The 18,509-nt window shown below is 33.2% G+C and carries 17 protein-coding genes and 1 pseudogene; 5 read left to right on the forward strand and 13 right to left on the reverse strand.

The features are described from left to right. Nucleotides 1-21: 21 nt before the first annotated feature. Complete coding sequence (locus AAFU52_RS09140) at nt 22-531, reverse strand: acyl-CoA thioesterase (protein ID WP_438426203.1); 510 nt, start codon at nt 529-531, stop codon at nt 22-24. A 154-nt stretch (nt 532-685) separates the two neighbouring features. Beyond that, nucleotides 686-1,681 carry an SPOR domain-containing protein gene (locus AAFU52_RS09145; protein ID WP_438426204.1) on the reverse strand — a complete coding sequence of 332 codons (996 nt, stop codon included), beginning with the start codon at nt 1,679-1,681 and terminating at the stop codon, nt 686-688. 146 nt (nt 1,682-1,827) lie between these two features. Between AAFU52_RS09145 and dprA the strand changes: the two genes are divergently transcribed. From dprA to AAFU52_RS09170, 5 genes and pseudogenes are all read left to right on the forward strand, one after another. Then, nucleotides 1,828-2,931, forward strand: a complete 1,104-nt coding sequence (dprA, locus tag AAFU52_RS09150; RefSeq protein ID WP_438426205.1) for a DNA-processing protein DprA — start codon at nt 1,828-1,830, stop codon at nt 2,929-2,931. A 188-nt stretch (nt 2,932-3,119) separates the two neighbouring features. Beyond that, complete coding sequence (locus tag AAFU52_RS09155; protein ID WP_438426206.1) at nt 3,120-4,016, forward strand: helix-turn-helix domain-containing protein; 897 nt, start codon at nt 3,120-3,122, stop codon at nt 4,014-4,016. Nucleotides 4,017-4,101: 85 nt separating this feature from the next. Next, entirely contained in the window at nt 4,102-5,223 is a 1,122-nt protein-coding gene (locus AAFU52_RS09160) for an aminotransferase class I/II-fold pyridoxal phosphate-dependent enzyme (protein ID WP_438426207.1), read from the forward strand. 35 nt (nt 5,224-5,258) lie between these two features. Beyond that, nucleotides 5,259-5,407 (forward strand): annotated as a pseudogene (locus AAFU52_RS09165) (DNA-processing protein DprA); the annotation flags it as partial. A gap of 319 nt (nt 5,408-5,726) precedes the next feature. Beyond that, on the forward strand, nt 5,727-6,566 hold the full coding sequence (locus AAFU52_RS09170; RefSeq protein WP_438426208.1) for a tetratricopeptide repeat protein: 840 nt from the start codon (nt 5,727-5,729) through the stop codon (nt 6,564-6,566). 16 nt (nt 6,567-6,582) lie between these two features. On the opposite strand, the gene AAFU52_RS09175 is transcribed toward AAFU52_RS09170, so the two are convergent. The 11 genes from AAFU52_RS09175 to AAFU52_RS09225 form a co-directional block, all read right to left on the reverse strand. Beyond that, nucleotides 6,583-7,911: a DUF6624 domain-containing protein gene (locus AAFU52_RS09175; RefSeq protein WP_438426209.1), complete on the reverse strand. Its 1,329-nt coding sequence runs from the start codon at nt 7,909-7,911 to the stop codon at nt 6,583-6,585. An 80-nt stretch (nt 7,912-7,991) separates the two neighbouring features. Continuing rightward, entirely contained in the window at nt 7,992-8,348 is a 357-nt protein-coding gene (locus AAFU52_RS09180; protein WP_438426210.1) for a SnoaL-like domain-containing protein, read from the reverse strand. After that, nucleotides 8,326-9,228 (reverse strand): sterol desaturase family protein, encoded by a 903-nt coding sequence (locus tag AAFU52_RS09185; protein WP_438426211.1) that lies wholly within the window; start codon nt 9,226-9,228, stop codon nt 8,326-8,328. Before AAFU52_RS09185 ends, AAFU52_RS09180 begins: the two co-directional genes overlap by 23 nt. After that, complete coding sequence (locus AAFU52_RS09190) at nt 9,225-9,404, reverse strand: hypothetical protein (RefSeq protein WP_438426212.1); 180 nt, start codon at nt 9,402-9,404, stop codon at nt 9,225-9,227. The genes AAFU52_RS09185 and AAFU52_RS09190 overlap by 4 nt, the downstream gene beginning before the upstream one ends. 433 nt (nt 9,405-9,837) lie before the next feature. Next, nucleotides 9,838-10,323, reverse strand: a complete 486-nt coding sequence (locus AAFU52_RS09195) for a DUF6623 family protein (protein WP_438426213.1) — start codon at nt 10,321-10,323, stop codon at nt 9,838-9,840. 124 nt (nt 10,324-10,447) lie between these two features. After that, complete coding sequence (locus AAFU52_RS09200; protein WP_438426214.1) at nt 10,448-11,224, reverse strand: response regulator transcription factor; 777 nt, start codon at nt 11,222-11,224, stop codon at nt 10,448-10,450. Nucleotides 11,225-11,597: 373 nt separating this feature from the next. Beyond that, nucleotides 11,598-12,392, reverse strand: a complete 795-nt coding sequence (locus AAFU52_RS09205; protein ID WP_438426215.1) for a LamG domain-containing protein — start codon at nt 12,390-12,392, stop codon at nt 11,598-11,600. A gap of 80 nt (nt 12,393-12,472) precedes the next feature. Then, complete coding sequence (locus tag AAFU52_RS09210; protein WP_438426216.1) at nt 12,473-15,628, reverse strand: S41 family peptidase; 3,156 nt, start codon at nt 15,626-15,628, stop codon at nt 12,473-12,475. Nucleotides 15,629-15,766: 138 nt separating this feature from the next. Beyond that, complete coding sequence (locus AAFU52_RS09215; RefSeq protein ID WP_438426217.1) at nt 15,767-16,771, reverse strand: dienelactone hydrolase family protein; 1,005 nt, start codon at nt 16,769-16,771, stop codon at nt 15,767-15,769. Nucleotides 16,772-16,978: 207 nt separating this feature from the next. Next, nucleotides 16,979-17,629: a hypothetical protein gene (locus AAFU52_RS09220; RefSeq protein ID WP_438426218.1), complete on the reverse strand. Its 651-nt coding sequence runs from the start codon at nt 17,627-17,629 to the stop codon at nt 16,979-16,981. A 201-nt stretch (nt 17,630-17,830) separates the two neighbouring features. Next, a complete protein-coding gene (locus tag AAFU52_RS09225; protein WP_438426219.1) occupies nt 17,831-18,490 on the reverse strand; it encodes a lysostaphin resistance A-like protein in 660 nt (219 codons plus the stop codon). Nucleotides 18,491-18,509: the final 19 nt, after the last annotated feature.

Here is an 18,509-nt window from a genome sequence, read left to right on the forward strand (position 1 = left end):
CAAGGAGTAATTTTGAGCAATCTATATAAATAAAGCTTTTAGTTCTGTAGCATCACTAGGCTTCATTTTTCCTGCTAAAACCAGACTCAATTGTTTACGGCGTAAAGCGGCATCATACCTTTGTTTTTCGAGCTCTGTCTCTGGGGTTATTGAAGGTACGGCTACTGGGTTTCCGCTTTCATTTACAGCAACAAAGGTGTAGATAGCCTCATTGGCTTTAGTTTTATCTCCACTCTGGCGATCTTCTACCCAAACATCTATATATACTTCCATCGAAGATCTAAAAGCTCTGGAAACTTTTGCTTCAACGGTTACAACACTACCTAGTGGGATAGCCTTATTAAAAGCAACATGATTTACAGAAGCAGTTACCACAATTCGTCGAGAATGTCTACCTGCTGCAATTCCTGCTGCACGATCCATACGAGCTAAAAGTTCTCCTCCAAATAAGTTATTTAAAGGGTTGGTTTCTCCTGTTAGTACCAAATCGGTTAAAGTAGTAAGAGATTCTGAAGGATGTCTGGATTCCATGCAATTTTAAATTTTTTGCAAAGATATGCGGTAATACCATAATGAGAAAATTATAAATGGTATTAATTCATGAGTATTTAAACTTCATCTTAAAGTATTCTATTGCGGTCGCGACAGAATACTTACACTATATAATTGTAGTATGATTTTTGGATTACTTTTTAATCAATAACCAGGCTTTAGGGCTTTGTTCTCTTTTAATTCTGGCTAAAGCTTGTATCGCTTCAGAACGATTTTCATAACTTTCATATGCTACCTGATGTAAACCATATCTATTTACTCCAATAAGATGAGCATTAAATCCTTGGTTTTTAAGTTTTTGCACTTTACTATCTGCATTAGATGCAATTCTAAAAGCGCCGGCTACAATATGAAAATTTCCTGATACAGTTTTAGATACTTCAGGAGTTGAAGTGTTATCTTCTTTACCTTTTGTAATAGTAAGATTAATAGCAGGGAGCGGGTTTGAAATTTCAAAAGTAGCCTCCTGTATTCTATTTTCAATTTCTTGATTGGCTTTTTGCCATTCCTTATTATTATAACTTACATTAGTATCACTAACTTGTTTCAAACCAAAAAACCCACCAATTCCCAATACGATTGCTGCAACAGCTGCATACTGCAAATAGGGACGTTCACGACGTTTTTCTGGAGTAAATGTAAGCGGGATTACTTTCTCAATAGCTTCTACATTCTCTTTATATACTTCGCGCTTGATCTCAACATTCCTTTTAATTACAGGAGATGCAAAAGAGTGTAAACCAAAAGCTTCTGTAAGATAGTTTACCTCTTGTAAAGGTTCAAATTGTAATGTGTTTTCTACAGAAGTATAGAAAGAACCAATTTTCTCTAATTCTATACGTTGTCCGTTTGCCATCTTTTCATTAAGAGACAAAACATAACGTTGGATTTTGGCAACAGCATCTGTATATGAGATGTTTTCTGCAGATGAAATATAATTAGCTAACAAGCCGTCATTGTTTTTCAATTGACTATTAAAAGAAATTAATTTTTGAGGAGGATAAAATGCATTAGTACCATCTTGGATTGTAGCAGGTTGACGTCTGGTCAAAAATGCTCCAAAACCTGGTAAGATTATGCATTCATATCTATATAATAATTCGCTTATGTAGTTAGCTGTGTTATTCATTACCCCTTTTAAAATATGCTTTCTTTGTTAGTGAAAATTAATTATCCCAAAGGTATAAAAAAATGGAGGTCATTTAAACTCTAGCTGCTGAATTTATTAACAGTTTCGTTTTTTTTTGTTTCTTGCACTGACTTACAATTTATTACATGACCATCGAAAAACTTCTGGCTTTACTCACCCTTAAAAAAGTAACCAATCTTGGGGATAGTTCTATCAAAAAATTAATACGTGAAGTAGGTGATGCAGAAGCAGTACTTACCGAAAAAACAAATAATCTGCTCAAAATTGACGGAATAGGAAAAATGAAAATCAAAGATTTGCATAATCCTGAATATCGAAAAACTGCAGAAAACGAACTACGATTTGTACAGGAAAATAATATCAATTGCCTGGTGTATGATCAACAAGATTATCCAGAAAGGTTGAAACATTGTGTTGATAGTCCGGTGGTATTGTTTAGTTCGGGAAATATTGATCTTCGACACAAGAAAATCATAAGCATTGTAGGTACTCGTCAGGTGACTCGTTATGGAGTACAGTTTTGTGAAGAATTGATAGAAACACTGGCTCCTGTAAACCCAGTTATTGTATCTGGTTTTGCCTATGGTGTAGATATCACAGCACAACGCGCAGCGGTCAAGCATAATTTGCAAACTGTAGGTTGTCTGGCGCATGGTTTAAATCAAATTTATCCTAAAGCTCATAAGAAGTATGTTGCTCAGATCGAGGAAAATGGTGGGTTTTTCACAGATTTTTGGAGCACAGACACTTTTGATCGCAAAAATTTTCTTGGCCGTAATCGGATTATTGCAGGACTTAGTGAGGCAACTGTTGTTATCGAGAGTGCTGATAAAGGTGGCTCTTTAGTAACTGCAGATATTGCTAATTCCTATAATCGGGATGTATTTGCAGTACCAGGTAGAGCACATGATCCTTTAAGCAAGGGATGTAATATGTTGATAAAGACCCAGCGTGCCCATATGCTTACCAGTGCTGCTGATCTAATGTATATGCTTAATTGGAAACTTGATGAAAATGAACAACCTGCCGTACAGAAAAAACTATTTGTAGAGTTAGATGAGCAAGAAAAGAAAATCTATAATTTTTTAACCGATAACGGAAAAGAGCTGTTAGACGTCATAGCCTTACAATGCCAAATCCCTACATTTAAAACGGCTTCTGTCTTACTTAATATGGAGCTAAAAGGAGTTGTGAAACCTCTGCCAGGAAAATTATTTGAGGCAGTCTGATCAATCTATGATATTACATCTAATAACTCTTTTATGATTTTTTACTTGTGTTGGGAGTGTAACCATGTTTTGTGACGAGAAATGATTATTAAATAAACGATTTGGAGTTATATCTTAAAATAATAAATATTAGTTTATAGGTATTCAGAAATATGGCTATATTTATTAGATAAAAAGTATATAGAATAATGCTCTGTACTCAATTCCCGGATCCAAATGCTAGTACAGGTTCTTTTTATAATAATTTGTGGGAGCAAAATATTTTATTGCAAGCAAAAAGTAAATCTATTGCTTATATAGATAAAAAAGGACCACTATCTTTAAAAGCAACCTTAAAAGGATCAGAAAGGTATATTATAGATAAAGTTCCAATAGAAGTTAATCCAGGATCAATTTTAATTATAAACGAAAACCATTCTTACTCTAGTATAATTGATTCTGATTGTGAAGTAGATTCTCTGTCCATATATTTTAAGAAAGATTTGGATAAACAAGTATTTGCGGGTTTAATTAAAGAAGAAAGTTTTCTCCTCTCTAATCCTGACTATACTCTGGTAAATATGAGTTTTTTTGAATTTAGGCAAAATAGAAGTAAGCTGCTTAAACAATTATTTACTCGACTTTTAAGTCAATTGTCAGAGCCATCCTCGATATTTTTAATTGATGAAATTCACATATCAATTGTAGAAGAATTGATAAGATTAAACTATGGAATATATACTCAAGCCAATAGTTTGAAATATCGAAAAAAAAGCACCAGGCTAGAAATATTTAAACGCATTAATTTAGTAAAAGAATACTTACACTGTTCTTATGGAGAAGATGTAAATCTATCACATTTATCCAAAATAGCATGTATGTCTGAATATCATTTTCTTAGGTGCTTTAAAGAAACAATGGGAAATACACCACATAAATATTTGATTGAGTTACGACTTCAAAAAGCTTTTGAATTATTAAAAAGTGAAGCGTTTTCTGTTCCCGAAATTAGCGATATTGTTGGTTTCAAAGATGTAAAATACTTTAAAAGAATAGTTCAGAATAAGAGTATGTTTAAACATGCTCTATGCAAGACTAAATACTGATTTAAAATTAGCAATTTTTTCTCCTTAGTAATCTTGATATGGTATTAATTTTGGTATTTCATAATATGACTAATACATTTAAGACATGACCATAAAACCATTTAAACTTGAAAGATTTTATACTATTCATGAATTTACTGCCGAATATCTTCTGTGTAGTTCTGATTGTGAATCGATGTCTGTTCGTGACGTACTTTCTTTAGAAAATGGAGCACTAGAAAAATTTCAGGATTTATGGCTTGGATATACAGAAACAAAAGGAAATCCTTTTTTACGAGAAGATATTTCTTCGTTATATAATACTATAACACCAAATGATCTATTGGTGTGTGCAGGAGCACAAGAACCTATTTTTTTGTTCTCACAAGCAATTTTAAAGCCCGAGGATGAGGTAATTGTTCAATTTCCTTGTTATCAATCAGTACAATCTATTCCAGAAAGTATTGGGTGCAAGGTTTTGGATTGGACAGTTCGATATGAGAATAAAAAGTTTGTGTTTAATATAAATGATTTAAAGAAGCTTGTAAGTAACAAAACAAAAGTAATTTACCTAAATACGCCACATAATCCAACAGGGTTTCATTTCTCTAAAAGAGAACAACTAGAAATAATAGAGATAGCAAGAAAAAATAACATCATTATTTTTTGTGATGAAGTATATCGGGAATTAGAACACAAACCTGAATATACAATCCCTGCATTTGCTGATATATACGAAAATGGAGTTTCTTTAGGTGTAATGTCAAAAGCTTATGGCTTACCAGGACTTAGAATTGGGTGGATAGCTACCAAAAGTCAAAAAATAATAGAAAACATAGAAATATTAAAAGAATATACTACAATCTGTAATTCGGGACCTAGTGAATTTCTGGCAGGGATAGGTCTTAGAAATAGAAAATCAATATTAGAGCGAAATCTTAAAATAGTAGAAAAAAATATAGCACTGCTCGACCATTTTTTTATTAAGTATTCTGATTTATTCTCTTGGGACAAACCAAATTCTGGTCCAATTGGATTTGTAAAAATTAATTTTGATGAGGATGATATGGCATTTTCTGAAAGAGTTATAAAGAAAAAAAATATACTATTACTACCAGGAGAAATTTATGATTACAAAGGTTTTTTTAGAATAGGTTTTGGTAGAAAAAATATGCCGGAAGCTCTTGAGAAATTCGAAGAATTTATTACTGAAAATTTAATTAAATAATAGTCATACCACTATTCATTAAGTTAGATGAGTAAGAAAAGAAAATCTATCATTTTTTAACCAATAACGGAAAAGAGCTGTTAGACGTTATAGCCTTACATTTAAAATTGCTTCTGTTTTACCTAATAAGGAACTAAAAGGAGTTGTGAAACCTCTGCCAGGAAAATTATTTGAGGCAGTCTGATTGTTTTTTTTATTAAGAACCTGCTCTTTTTTTATTGTTATATTTGAAATGAAACCAGGAATTCTTCAAATCAAAAAAACACAAATGAAATTACTATCGATATTCATAGGGATACTATGTTTTTTTGCTTGTTGTACTACTAATACCATTTACAATTTGAATTTACTACAATAAAACACCCTTTTTCCCTTTCTATTTCATTATAAAATGAAACCGTAGCTGATGCTATGTTTGAATTTTATAATTCATATAAAGAAAAAAATCATTATTTTCTTTTACAGTAAACTCAAACTATAACTGGTATAAAATAAATACTACTATGACAGATTATCAAAAGGCTAAGGAAATTCAGGAAAAAATTGAGAGGGGAGATTTGATGATTGCGATATTGGATATCAATAAGGTTGATGAAATGATTGACCTATATACGAGATCAGGAGATTCTGGTAACTCTGCTGGTTGGTACGAATTAGGTATGATTTATTATAAGGGTATTGGTGTCGATCAAAATGCAGAGAAAGCGGTTTCTTACTTTAAATTGGCTGCAGAATCGGGACATGACATCGATGCGTGGATAAAATATATAAGAATAGCCTATTTTGCTAATCTCACATCTATACCCGCTAATGATATCATCGGTTTAGTTAGAAAATTGGAGAAAGAAGATTCTAGCGGAGAATTATATTTATTAAAAGGTTATATGCTATATCAAGGGTATGCATATAAAGAAAATCCGGAAGCTTCTTTATTAGCACATCAAGAATCCGCCAATAAAGGAAACGCAGATGCTATGTTCGAATTGTGTATTTATTATACCCAGGGAATAGGGGTAGAACAAGATGTACAAAAAGCGTTGGATTGGTGTACTAAAGCTGCAGAAAAAAATAATACCAGAGCAATCTATAATCTGGGAGCATACTACGCTACAGGATACGAAACTATACCAAAAGACACCAATATGGCCATAGAATATTATACCAAAGCAGCTAATCTAGGTCATGGTAAAGCAGCAGGACAATTGGCTGCAATGTATATTATGGGAGAGGAAGTCGATAAAGATGAAGAAAAAGCCAAGATGTTTTATAAATTGGCTTTTGAGAATGATTTTGATGTTGATATTTTCTTTGATAGTTTAGATCTTGAAGAAATTGATATTTAAGAGTTAAAAACAATAATTATTGACTCTTCTGAAGGAGTTTTGTAATCTCTAACCATTCCTTTTTTTTATGCCATGAAACAAATTCTGGTTGTTTAGCTATTTGAAATCTACCTTCCCATTTTCTCCAGATAAGAACTTTCAGAATTTTTTTACAGATCCGTTTAGAACGGCTATTCTCGAATGGAGCAAGATATAATGACGCCTGATAAAGTTGTTCATTACTAAGTTCTCCATAAAATGATATTGCGTTTGCAATATGTGTATTTGCCGAATCAATGTTTTTCTGATTTATAAGTTTTTCAAAGGTTTCAAAATTTTGTTGTGCTTTTTGATGTGAGGTTGCTAATGCTATCTTAGCTTCTTCTGCACTAGGGCGTTGATATTTGATGCCGTGAAAATATGCATATACCTCTATAGGTTCCAGAAGCCCTAATGCTGTTCTTCTTTTATCCACATTAGCTGGATCTTTAATAGGGTGAGGAGCATCCTGCGCCATGCTTGCTCCATAGATTTGTTTTTGCCAGGTATCTCGAGCAATTCTATCATTAAGTTCTGCATAATGATTGGGATCCATATCTCCCTTCTTCATTGCTTTTTCAATTAGAGAAAGACACTTTTGTTTAAAAAAAACATCAGGATAATGTTGTGGTATTGCCCAACTTATTTTTGCTCCATCTTCTCCCACAAGCTTATTTCCGGGCCAACCATAAATATCAATTATACTATCGAGCTTATTCCTGTTTATTTCCCATCGGTCTTCGACGGGTTTAAAGAGTAATTGGTATTCTTCTGCAGAAGCATTGCTGTCCAGAGATTTTGTGTTTTCTTCATATAGAGATAATGCAAGTTGATCCTGTGCCCACATTTCTTCCAATTCTTTTAATAGCTCTGGGTTTTTAATAGCTTGTATATACGTTCTTCTATTATTACTTATAGTATGTAGTAGTGTATTCCATCTTAAGTCGTTTCTTAGATTAGATAAGCCGGGATAGGTTGCTGTTAATACAGAATCTCTAAGCCCTGCTTGTATAGCTTTATGTAAGGATTGAAACGCTTCGTCATTTTTGTTTTTGGGAGCATAAATAGTTGCTGCCATAAAATAGATCTCCCAATTTTTCTTGGGCATAAGTTCTGCCGCCTCATATAGTTGATTAGCTGCCTCAATACTTTGATTCTCATTTAGGGTTCTATATGCAGTGATTAAGCTACTTACCCATTTTGGATTTTGATCGTTGGTAGTGTATTCTTCCTCAACAACTTTTTCGGTTTCTTTTTTAGAAGTGGTACACCCTATAATTAAGATCAAAAGACATATATATACTATTGATAATGAATGATTTTTCATACTATTTATTTAGATAACGCTAACAAAGAAATGTAATGGTTATTTAAAAAAATAGAACAGAATTTGCCTTCTAAATAAATTTAATGATAAAAAAACTGCTCTTTTATGATTTTTCCATCACTCACTTCATAGATAATGATCTCATCAATAGCAATATTATCATTGTTTACCATGATTACATCTGTGATCATTCGTATACTAAAATGATGTGCACTCACTAATGGTTCTGAAACTTCAAAATGATTCCATTTTTTTATATACAAAAGAAAACGCTTTTCTTTTTGAATCATAGCTTCTAAACCTACTACTGATTTTTCTTTATACAAATCAGGTTCTTGATTTATTGCATCTGTAGCAAATAATTGTTGCTGAGCCTCCAAAATTTTTTTTTCTCGTAACAATTCTACTAGTTTGTTAGCTATTGTTGTAGTTGTCATGTATTGTTTTTTTATGGTTTTTAAAATAAGAAGGGCGCCATATAAGACTACCAAAGATGATTCTAAATCGATCAATCCAGGTTCTGCATTGCTTTACGTCTTTCCATATATTTTTATATTCAATAAAATTAATAGTGATGGGGTTGTTAGAATTTATGTTTTTGGTTAATCCATAAATCACTTTTTCTTCTTCTCTCTGAAATGTGCCAAATAGTTTATCCCATAGTATAAGAACCCCACCATAATTTTTATCAAGGTATTTTTCATTTGAGCCATGATGCACTCTATGCACAGATGGAGTATTAAATATTTCGTCTAACCAGCCTAGTTTAAAAATTCTTTCGGTATGTATCCATGTCTGATATTGTGCAACAAAAATTAATGAAACTATTGCCTGAAAAGGATTAAAACCAATTAATATCATCGGGATAAGAAAAATCCACTCGATTGCACTTTCTATAATGCTTAATCGCATAGATACTGTTAGGTTATAATCTTCAGAAGAATGATGCACACTATGATTGGCCCATAAAATACGATGCTCATGTTCTAGCCTGTGCATCCAATAGTATGTAAAATCAGCAGCCAACAAGCTTAACGCCCAGGTCCAGCCATTCATAGGAATCTCAAATGGCGAAAGATGATAAAAGGGTAGGAGGCAAATGATCCCGATAGTACCAAAGGCTGTTTTTTCTAATAATTGCCCAAGAAAAAATATAATGATGTTTGCTCCTGTATCTTTCCATCTTCGTTCCTTGCTGGTAAAAAAGTCTAAGCAAATTTCAAAAAAGATAAGCGCTATATTGATGATAAAGAAATACGCTACATAGTCTAGTATCTCTGAGGTCTGGAAAAGGAAAACAATTTCTTCTATATTCATTTTTGTAGTTGGTTTTCTGGTAAGAAGTATAAAAACCAAAGAAACCATAACAGGTTTGTTACTCCCCAAATAGAACCATGACCATGGTAATAATCGATCACATCTGAGAACGTGTAGAAACCAATACACCCTAAAACTCCTAAGTACCAGTATTTTTGAAACGTAAAATTCTTCATGCTTTTTACTTATATGGCAAAAGTAATAGCAATACTAAAGAGCATGTTTGTTAATTTTGGACAATATGTACACAAGGAAAATAAAAACATAAACCTCACAGGAATACTGAAACAGGTACAGCACAAGCCTGTGAGGTTTAATACAATCAAATAGTAATCTATTTGCTATTTTGTTGCATGTATTTTTATTTCATTCTCATTAAGAACTCTAGAAAAGACCTGTAGTTCCTTCGCTCCCGCTAGCGTCTCGCTAGTGGCGTCAAAGATAGTGCAGGAATGGAATGAAAAATTTTCTTTATTTTTTTAGATGAACGCTAGACTATAAAACACTAGCCGAACGTTTTGATGCATGTGTTGCGTCGACTGACCTTGGGTATATCAATTGCTTTTTCCGGTGTTTTAATAAATCCAAACGGCTGGTTAGGACTGAAACTTATCGTTCTTCTTCGAATGATACACCTGCGCCGATAAATAATACTGAGCGTTCTTCAGCAGTGCCATCTCCATCAAACCTTACAAATACACTTATGACCATCGGCCCAAATACTGGTCTATCGGGGAGATTAAGTTTAACTATGTCCTTAAAACTTCTGAGCCCAAAGCTAGTTACATTGTTGAGGGGAATTGGTTGATTTCCATTATGTCCAACTATGGAATGGACTTCTATTTTCTCAATTTCTGCATGATCCTCAACGTGAACGGACAAAAAGGCATGATACGCCTTTGCTCTCCAATCATCGACGATTGCAGGTGTTGGTATCGGTATGTGAAACCAGTTTGACGTTCCGTTATTTTGCCGAACAACAGTGCCCCAACTAAGTGGAGCCATAAATAGGCCATTGTCATCTTGAGTTAAGTGAGGAGTATGTTGTGGAACTACTGTGACGCCGTGGCTCCAAAGCTCATGTGTATCTGCCATCTTAAAGTTTTTAATGATTAATTATTTCTGCTCTACTATGAATCGTTGTCAGGATTTTAACCTGCACGTGTTTACACAAAGATTTAAAAGTTTTTTGCAAATCACAATACTGCAAAATGCGTATTTATAGAAGGCCTTCTTTTATAGAATAGGAGATTACTTCTGGCATAGAAGCGCAATGGGAGTTTCTTATAATATTGTTTCTGTGTGTTCTTACGGTATTGTACGAAATATAAAGCTGATCTGCTATCTCTTTTGAGGAATAGCCCTCTGCAATCAATTTTATTATTTGAATTTCTCTTGACGTAAGTGTCTTTTTGTTCTGGGGAGATTTGGTCAAATCAGATATGTTGGATATGTTGTAGTAGGATTTGATCCCTCTTATATCAATAAACGAAATTTTTCCATTGTTTACTTTTGTTATATGGTCTATTCTGGATTGATTGGTAAAGACCTTTGATATTCTATATTCATCGTCATAGGAAATAGCTATTGATTGCCTGAGAAAAAGAGCTGGGCTATTTGTGCTATCCACCATCTTAACTTGATAGGAAACCTTATAAAATGGAATTTCGGAACCTTTTATGAACTTAAAGAGGAAATACCCGGCGATTTTTTCACAATTTACCACGTGGTCGAGATCTTCTTGTATAATTAATCGAGTATAATCTTCCAAAGTGAAAGTTTCAGAACAAAATGCAAAGGTTTCCGTTACGTTATTGCTTACGTATTCGAAACTTTTAGTTACCATATTAAGTATATATTGAAATGAAGGTCCAGGAGAATAGATATTGGCCAATAAACTATTTAAATAATCTGCATCAAAACTAATATCCAATCTAGAGACACCATCTTTATTCATGTCAATAATCCTATTCAGTAATTGCTTTCTGGATTCCATATTTGACATTAATTTCAAGAATACCTTATAATTGTTATAAGATTAATTGCTATTAAATATAAGGATTATTTTTGATCGTTTTTGCCTATTTGCTTCAACCTGTTGACCCCAAGTTGCAAAAAGGGTTTTCGAAACCTGAGAACGTGTAGAAACCAATACACCCTAAAACTCCTAAGTACCAGTATTTTTGAAACGTAAAATTCTTCATGCTTTTTACTTATATGGCAAAAGTAATAGCAATACTAAAGAGCATGTTTGTTAATTTTGGACAATATGTACACAAGGAAAATAAAAACATAAACCTCACAGGAATACTGAAACAGGTACAGCACAAGCCTGTGAGGTTTAATACAATCAAATAGTAATCTATTTGCTATTTTGTTGCATGTATTTTTATTTCATTCTCATTAAGAACTCTAGAAAAGACCTGTAGTTCGTCTATTGCTCCTACAAAAGGTAATTCCTGATGCGGTATAGCACCATGAAGTGTCGAACCTATAACACATGCGTTATTGGCTTGCATAGTACTGGGGCTCCAGTTATTCTTATAAGTACCGTCCATCTGGACACCATCAACAAATATTTTGATGTTATCTTTAGAAAGCGTATCTCCTTTGGTTCCAGACCATACAGCAACTACACTATGCCAACCATCGGTCTTAACTGTTCCTTCTAATGTAGTAAAAGCATTTCCTTGCGTGTCTGCAAACTTAAACTTATTTGATTTTGTAATCCAAAGGACAAACTTATCATTACACGCTAAAATATGTTGATGTAGGTTTGCAGTAGAAACCTTCATCCAGGTTGCTACGGTAATAGGACCATCAAGATCAAAACTTGTATGATCGGGAAGAACCACAATATCTGCGAGAGTAGAAAATTTACGAGCTTTATTTATAGGACCTAGTGTGTCGAGGTTTCTCAAAGTTTTACCATGATTTTCAAAAGGACCAAAATCTTTCAGCAACCCAGTACTGGTATACGTCTCAAAATCATAAGATGCTACCAGACCATTGCTTGAAATTCCTTTCGAACCCGTCTGATTCTGATCCGAGACTCCCGTGTATCGATGCTGCCCCATAGTGATCGTGGGAAACAGCAAAAAATTGACTATAAAAAATAGCAATAACACACTAACTTTTTTCGCGGCGATACTTTTTTTAATCATAATTACTGGTTTTAGCGGGATCGTTATTGTGATATCTGATATACATACCTTAACAATGCGATGTTGTTAATTTTGGACAATTACTTGGTTCCTAATTGCTTCATTATTTCTGATACCGCTTTATCTAATTGTGGTTGACTGTTTTCTAATCGATTTTTAAATGTTTCTTTAACATAGATATCTGGTGCAACTCCTGTTTTTTCTAAATTTTTACCATCCAATGTATAACATCCCCAGGAAGGTAAACGATAGGAGGAACCATCTACCAGGCCTTTGCTAGAAGTAAAAATAATCCATCTATAGGTTTCTGTTCCTATGACTTTACCCAGGCCTAGTTCTTTAAAACCAGCAGAGGTCATTTCTGCATCACTTAAGGTTTGCTCATTTATCAGGATTACAATTGGTTTTGCTGCTGGTGCAAAATTGGGTTGTGAGGTAAGTTTACCATCCCTGTATTTCCATTTTAGATAAGGCTTTTGGGATAAGAATTGTAGTACTTCATCGTGCACATTTCCTCCTGTATTATTTCGTAAATCCAGGATCAGGGCATCTCTTTTGTACCCTTCAGAAACCATTTCCCTTTTAAAATTATTGAGTTGCCCACGCACCATATTCTTCATATGAACATAGGCTATTTTTTTATTACTTTTTTGATCTATATAGGACTGGTTACTATCGACCCATTCATCATATCGTAAGTTTCTCAGACTTCTTGATGAAATAGGGTGTAGGTTTACCGTTATCTTCTTCGAATTACGTTCTAGTGTTAATTGTATTTCTTTATCCAGTGATGGTTGTGTAAAATATAGTTCTCTATTGTTTTTTGGGTCAATTTTTTGATTATTTACAGCAATTAATCGATCACCAGGGAGTATATTTTTATTGGCTACATCTGCAGGGCTATCGGTAATAATTCTTTCTACCTGATAATGATCATTTTTAGAGAAAACAATTCCTGTTGCCAGTGTTTTGGTATTATGAAATTTCTTTTCTTCTTTACCGGTAGAACGAAACCCAAAGTGAGATGTATTTAGCTCACCCAACATATCATTAAATAATAGTCTTAGGTGAGAACGATTATTGATATAAGGTAAATACGCTGCATATTGATCTCTAAGTTTTTTCCAATCTTCTCCATGAAAATCACCATCATAAAAATTTTCTCCAAAACCAGCCCAGGCCTCCTGGAACATCTGTTGAAATTCATCAGACAATGTTTTTCTAAATTTAAAATCAATTTTGATTTCTTCAGTCTTATTGCTTTCAATATCCAGAGTGTGAATAGTACCTTCTAGCAGTACATAATAACTATCTTTTGCTGATGCTATTTGATACCCAAAAACTTTGGCATCTCCGACTTTCTCTGTTTTGTTTTCTTCAAAGGGTTTAATCGTGGTTTTCCATAGCTTAGCATCTCCTTCATCATGATTAGAGATGTAAAACACATAGGTAGTTTCTTCTTTGTCAAAAACATGAACCCCACCTTGATACCCAAAAGCAGGACTAATACGTTCTATACGCTCCATCAACCCTTTTGGGTTAATATTGATCTTTATCGCTTCAGTCTTATCTTTTTTATCGGCATCTTTCTTTTCATCCTTGTCCTCGTCATCTTCTTTTTCTTCTACAAATAATTCTTCAAACTTCTTAGACGTATACGGAGCTTCATACTTATCTAATGCCATTTGATAAATACCAGCTTCATCTAGCCCATAGGGATAACTGGGCTGTGTAAGGTTAGAACTAAAGTAAATGTATTTACCATCGGGAGACCAGAAAGGGCTACTTTCGTTTACTCCTGTCTGAGTGAGATTGATTGTTTTTTTTGTAGAAATATGGTAGGTAAAAATATCTTGTTCAAAATTGCGTATCGCATTATAAACGAGATACTGGCCATTTGGAGAAAACCTGGGTTGCGGTGGATATAGTGCCCAGAATTCATCTTTTACCACAGTCGTACTTTTTAGGTTTTCGAGATTAAGAAGGCGCAATTCATCTCTACCACTTATATAGGCTACTTGTGTACGCTTTGGGTTTATTTCGAGATTTACATTACTTCGGGAGTCAGAGGTGATTTGTTTTTCTTTCCCTTTTCCTTCCGCAGAAATAGTAAATAGATTAAGATATCCATTTACAGTCTGGTTGTATAACAAGGTGCGATTATCCTTAAGCCATTTTACCTCAACTACACGTTCTGCAGGATTAACAGGTATTTGCTGAATAAATTTACCCTTTGGATCAGAAACAAATAACGCACCTCGCGAGACGAAGGCCATCTTTTTATTATCGGGAGAGATATCAAAATTGGTAATGTTTCCCTTTGTCTTAAAATCCTGGGTTTTATCTAATGTGTTATTAAGGTAGATCTTAATCGGTATTTTTTTTGTGGTATTCGTAACTACATCATACAGGTAAATTTGATAATCTTTACCAAAAACCACGTGACTTCCATTAGCACTTACTTGTGGTCTAGCGATAGAGGTATCAAATTTGGTAAGGGCTGTTTTTTTGCCATTTTTAAAGGTGTACAGATTATATTCTCCGTTAGCCTCGTCAGAAACAAAATAGAGGTTGCCATTTTTGTCTATTATTGTCCAAAAGTCTTTTCCTTTATAGGAAGTATGTTCTTTATATTCTTTGGTTTGGGGATTATAAGATTTTATATTGGGATTATAATCTCCTTTATATCGTTTTCTATGGGTAAAATTTTTGCTTTCCCAACTCTCATTAAAGAAAATTTCTCCTGTCGTAGGGTGGGTTGCTATATTATGAACAGTATTAAAATAATGATCGAATAAACGCCTTGGAGTCCCGCCAGAAACAGATACCCTATACCCACTAAAACGATTTTCTCGGGATGAGGTAAAATATATACTTTTTGAATCCCATGCCCAGCTATCTACATCATCTGCTGCATCATGAAAAGTAAGTTGACGAATTTCTCCTCCTTTCATAGGCATGATATATACATCCTTATTACCATATTGAGTAGCACTAAAAGCTACCCATTTCCCATCGGGAGAAATAGTTGGTAATGTCTCTTCTCCTTGCATTCCTGTAAGTCGGGATGCCTCGCCACCGGCAGAAGGGACTTTCCATAAATCGCCATCGTAACTAAATATAATAGTTTGCCCATCTGGGGTTAAAGTAGGATCGATTGTAAAATATGCTTCTTGTGCCTGAGCCCCAATACTAAATACAAAACAAAGAATTGAAGTGAAGAGTGATTTGAACATGTTGATGTTTTTGATTGATGCAGGAAAGATACTAAACTTGAGTAATACAAAATTTAGAAGAAAAAGTTAAAAAAGTGATTATTAGTGAGATGTAATTAGTATTGAATATAAAAAACTTCCTAGGGCGTTACTTATTTTTTATTCTGTTTTATCTACCCAATTTAAAAAATCTTTGAAAACATCATTCCAATGTTCTTCAAACCTTCCATTTTCTATTTCTTTTCCAAATCCATGATCTAAATCGGGATACACTTTAAAAGTAAGGTTGTCTTTTTGATGCCTTATAAATTCGATAGGGATTAAGTAGGCCGATTCTAAAGCTACAGCTTGATCTTTTGTTCCGATGGCGGCATATATCGGCTTGTTAATTTGTAATAAATTTTCAACGGGTGGTTCAGAAAAATGACTCCATCGTTTATAACTATTATCATCTCCTTGCCAAAATTTATCGGTTGCATTGGGATTAGACATGATATCTCTTAAGTCGTTAAATACCGAATCTATTTTTACTAGAGCTTGCTGCTCTGTCAAATTTCCTTTATCCACATCTTTTCTAATAAAGGTTACAAAATCAACAAATTGTGTGTTTCCTCCACCAGACCAATATCCGAAATGCGTTATTTTTTTGTTTATGGTTCCGAGTTTTGCAGTAACATCACTCCCTTCAGAATGTCCGAGTACGATTATTTTATCAATTTGTTTGTTGTATTTATGATGTAAGTCGTTAATCACTACATCTGCTTGATTTGCTCTATATGTAAGAGTTTGATTTTCAAAATATGATTTAGGAACAGAAAAAGGTTTGTCTGTTTCGGTTACAAATGGAAACCCTTTACGCGAGATCACCACAAATAAATAATCATCCGGGATTGTGGCAAAATCAAAGGGGACAGTTGTTCTAATCGACATACTTCCTTCTCTTTTTTTTATCTGATACAAGGACTTTGCCCTTGAGCCTTGAAGATATAAAAACAAAGTAGTAATAGAATCAATGTTTTGTTTACTATATGTATGGTAGTTTATAGTATCATTTTCTGTTATTACCGAATGATGCTTGTAGCTGTTTAGGACATTATTTTTTTGTGCAAATACTAGTAAATTACTTGTTAATAGTAGTGTAGTCAATAATAGGTTCTGTCTCATTCTCTATAGTAGTTTCTGTTAAAAATGTATTCCAATGATTACTATAGGTCTGGTAGCAGGGCAAAATGTTACTTTGTTTTTCGATTTTTCTGTACACTGGGTGCTACCTTTTGCTTTTTGTAAGCATTACGCCTTACCAAAAATAAGAAGAACCATTCGATTGAGCATGAATCTGCTGTGATCACATATATATATTGTTGTCTGGAGTTATTTTTTTCGCATTTTTTTGATTAACAATATAGCTCCAAAGATTAAAAAACCATAAATACATATCTTTCCTAAGATATAACCTGTTTTGAACCATTGAGAATTACCTCTCATTTGACGTGGTCCATTAGCGTAGTTAATTTTTAGAGAATTTAGATATTCATTTTTGTTTTTTTTATTAAAATTAGTTCCGTTAATATATGTTGCAACATAAAAGAACTCTTCTAAAATTAATGTATTTGTTTCAGCATTTTGGATTCCAGTTTCGGAATCGTTATAACTAACCTTATATCCAATGAAGTCATCAATTTTAAATTCAGTTGAATCCCTTAAGTGAAATCCAGCTTTTTCCATTTTTTTGATTTGCCCACGGGTAATAGCTTTATAAGATTCTTTTAAACTTTTCTTATCAGACGGTAGATTATTTAATTCACTTTGTTTTGAATCTATTTTCATTCTTTGAATTAAATATGCTTCGGTTTCATTTTCGGAATGAAAATTTAAAATGTATAATCCTTGAGCAATTGTGTCAAGTTTAGAAACATTTCCAGGGATATTGATAGAGATGTATTCATCAACTTTTGTTTGCCCATAAATTGAAAATGTAAAAAGTAAAACAACACTAAGTAATGCTAATCTAGGTATTTTCATAAGTTGATTTAATTGTAGACAACGTTTAATATATGTGTCGTAGCAGGGAAAAATGTTATCTTTTTTTTCGATTTTTCTGCGCATTGGTTGCTACCTTTTGTTTTTTGTAAGCATTATGCCTCACCAAAAATAAGAAGATCATCTGTTTAACTATCTAGTAGCTGTGATATCATGTATGTTGTTGGTAAATCGTTTTTTCTTTTAGATTAAGATAACCATTAAATTCCAAGTGATATGGAAAACCAAAGAAGGTCCTATAGATTTTGATTTATAATATATGGTTCCTGATATCAATCCTCCAAAAAATGCTATATACGCTAGGTGTCCATTAAATTCAATACTATTTAAAAAGACTGCTTGATAGGGTAAGTGAATTAAAGCAAATAACAAAGTTGAAATTCCAATTGCAATTATTGGTTTATATTTCGTTAGAAACTGCTTTAAGATATACCCTCGAAAGAATAGTTCCTCAGCCATAGGGATTAGAAGTATGACAGCAATTGAATTCCAAGTGAGTAATCCTTCCATTCCGTAGTCATAAGTAATTCGATATGATGTATCAAAAATTAGATTATAAAGTTTGTTTAAAGGGGTTTGGATATAAGGATAGCTAACCCCAGCGATAATCGACGCCAAGTAATATCTAATGTTGGTTTTTAATGGAATTACATTTTGATTTCTAAGTACAATTTTTAATAATAATAAAACAAATGCTAACTCAATAATTCCATTAATTAGATTATAGAGTCTAGTAGTAAAAATATTTTCTTTTTCAATATCAAAGAGCAGAATCCAAGAGGCTGTCAATTCAAAAAAGATGACAAAAAATAGAGTTAATAAAATTGATTTTAATATTGTCATTTAAATGCAGACCAACGGT

Origin of the sequence: Aquimarina macrocephali (assembly GCF_051627225.1) — a bacterium.
In the GTDB taxonomy this organism is placed as follows: Bacteria; Bacteroidota; Bacteroidia; order Flavobacteriales; family Flavobacteriaceae; genus Aquimarina; species Aquimarina macrocephali.

What these genes read in the sequence shown, in the direction of transcription:
- AAFU52_RS09160 (WP_438426207.1), top strand. Translation starts at nt 4,102, where the DNA reads ATGACCATAAAACCATTTAAACTTGAAAGATTTTATACTATTCATGAA.
- AAFU52_RS09215 (WP_438426217.1), bottom strand. Translation starts at nt 16,771, where the DNA reads ATGAGACAGAACCTATTATTGACTACACTACTATTAACAAGTAATTTA.
- AAFU52_RS09220 (WP_438426218.1), bottom strand. Translation starts at nt 17,629, where the DNA reads ATGAAAATACCTAGATTAGCATTACTTAGTGTTGTTTTACTTTTTACA.
- AAFU52_RS09175 (WP_438426209.1), bottom strand. Translation starts at nt 7,911, where the DNA reads ATGAAAAATCATTCATTATCAATAGTATATATATGTCTTTTGATCTTA.
- AAFU52_RS09200 (WP_438426214.1), bottom strand. Translation starts at nt 11,224, where the DNA reads ATGGAATCCAGAAAGCAATTACTGAATAGGATTATTGACATGAATAAA.
- AAFU52_RS09190 (WP_438426212.1), bottom strand. Translation starts at nt 9,404, where the DNA reads ATGAAGAATTTTACGTTTCAAAAATACTGGTACTTAGGAGTTTTAGGG.
- AAFU52_RS09145 (WP_438426204.1), bottom strand. Translation starts at nt 1,681, where the DNA reads ATGAATAACACAGCTAACTACATAAGCGAATTATTATATAGATATGAA.
- AAFU52_RS09185 (WP_438426211.1), bottom strand. Translation starts at nt 9,228, where the DNA reads ATGAATATAGAAGAAATTGTTTTCCTTTTCCAGACCTCAGAGATACTA.
- AAFU52_RS09140 (WP_438426203.1), bottom strand. Translation starts at nt 531, where the DNA reads ATGGAATCCAGACATCCTTCAGAATCTCTTACTACTTTAACCGATTTG.
- AAFU52_RS09195 (WP_438426213.1), bottom strand. Translation starts at nt 10,323, where the DNA reads ATGGCAGATACACATGAGCTTTGGAGCCACGGCGTCACAGTAGTTCCA.
- AAFU52_RS09210 (WP_438426216.1), bottom strand. Translation starts at nt 15,628, where the DNA reads ATGTTCAAATCACTCTTCACTTCAATTCTTTGTTTTGTATTTAGTATT.
- dprA (WP_438426205.1), top strand. Translation starts at nt 1,828, where the DNA reads ATGACCATCGAAAAACTTCTGGCTTTACTCACCCTTAAAAAAGTAACC.
- AAFU52_RS09170 (WP_438426208.1), top strand. Translation starts at nt 5,727, where the DNA reads ATGACAGATTATCAAAAGGCTAAGGAAATTCAGGAAAAAATTGAGAGG.
- AAFU52_RS09180 (WP_438426210.1), bottom strand. Translation starts at nt 8,348, where the DNA reads ATGACAACTACAACAATAGCTAACAAACTAGTAGAATTGTTACGAGAA.
- AAFU52_RS09205 (WP_438426215.1), bottom strand. Translation starts at nt 12,392, where the DNA reads ATGATTAAAAAAAGTATCGCCGCGAAAAAAGTTAGTGTGTTATTGCTA.
- AAFU52_RS09225 (WP_438426219.1), bottom strand. Translation starts at nt 18,490, where the DNA reads ATGACAATATTAAAATCAATTTTATTAACTCTATTTTTTGTCATCTTT.
- AAFU52_RS09155 (WP_438426206.1), top strand. Translation starts at nt 3,120, where the DNA reads ATGCTCTGTACTCAATTCCCGGATCCAAATGCTAGTACAGGTTCTTTT.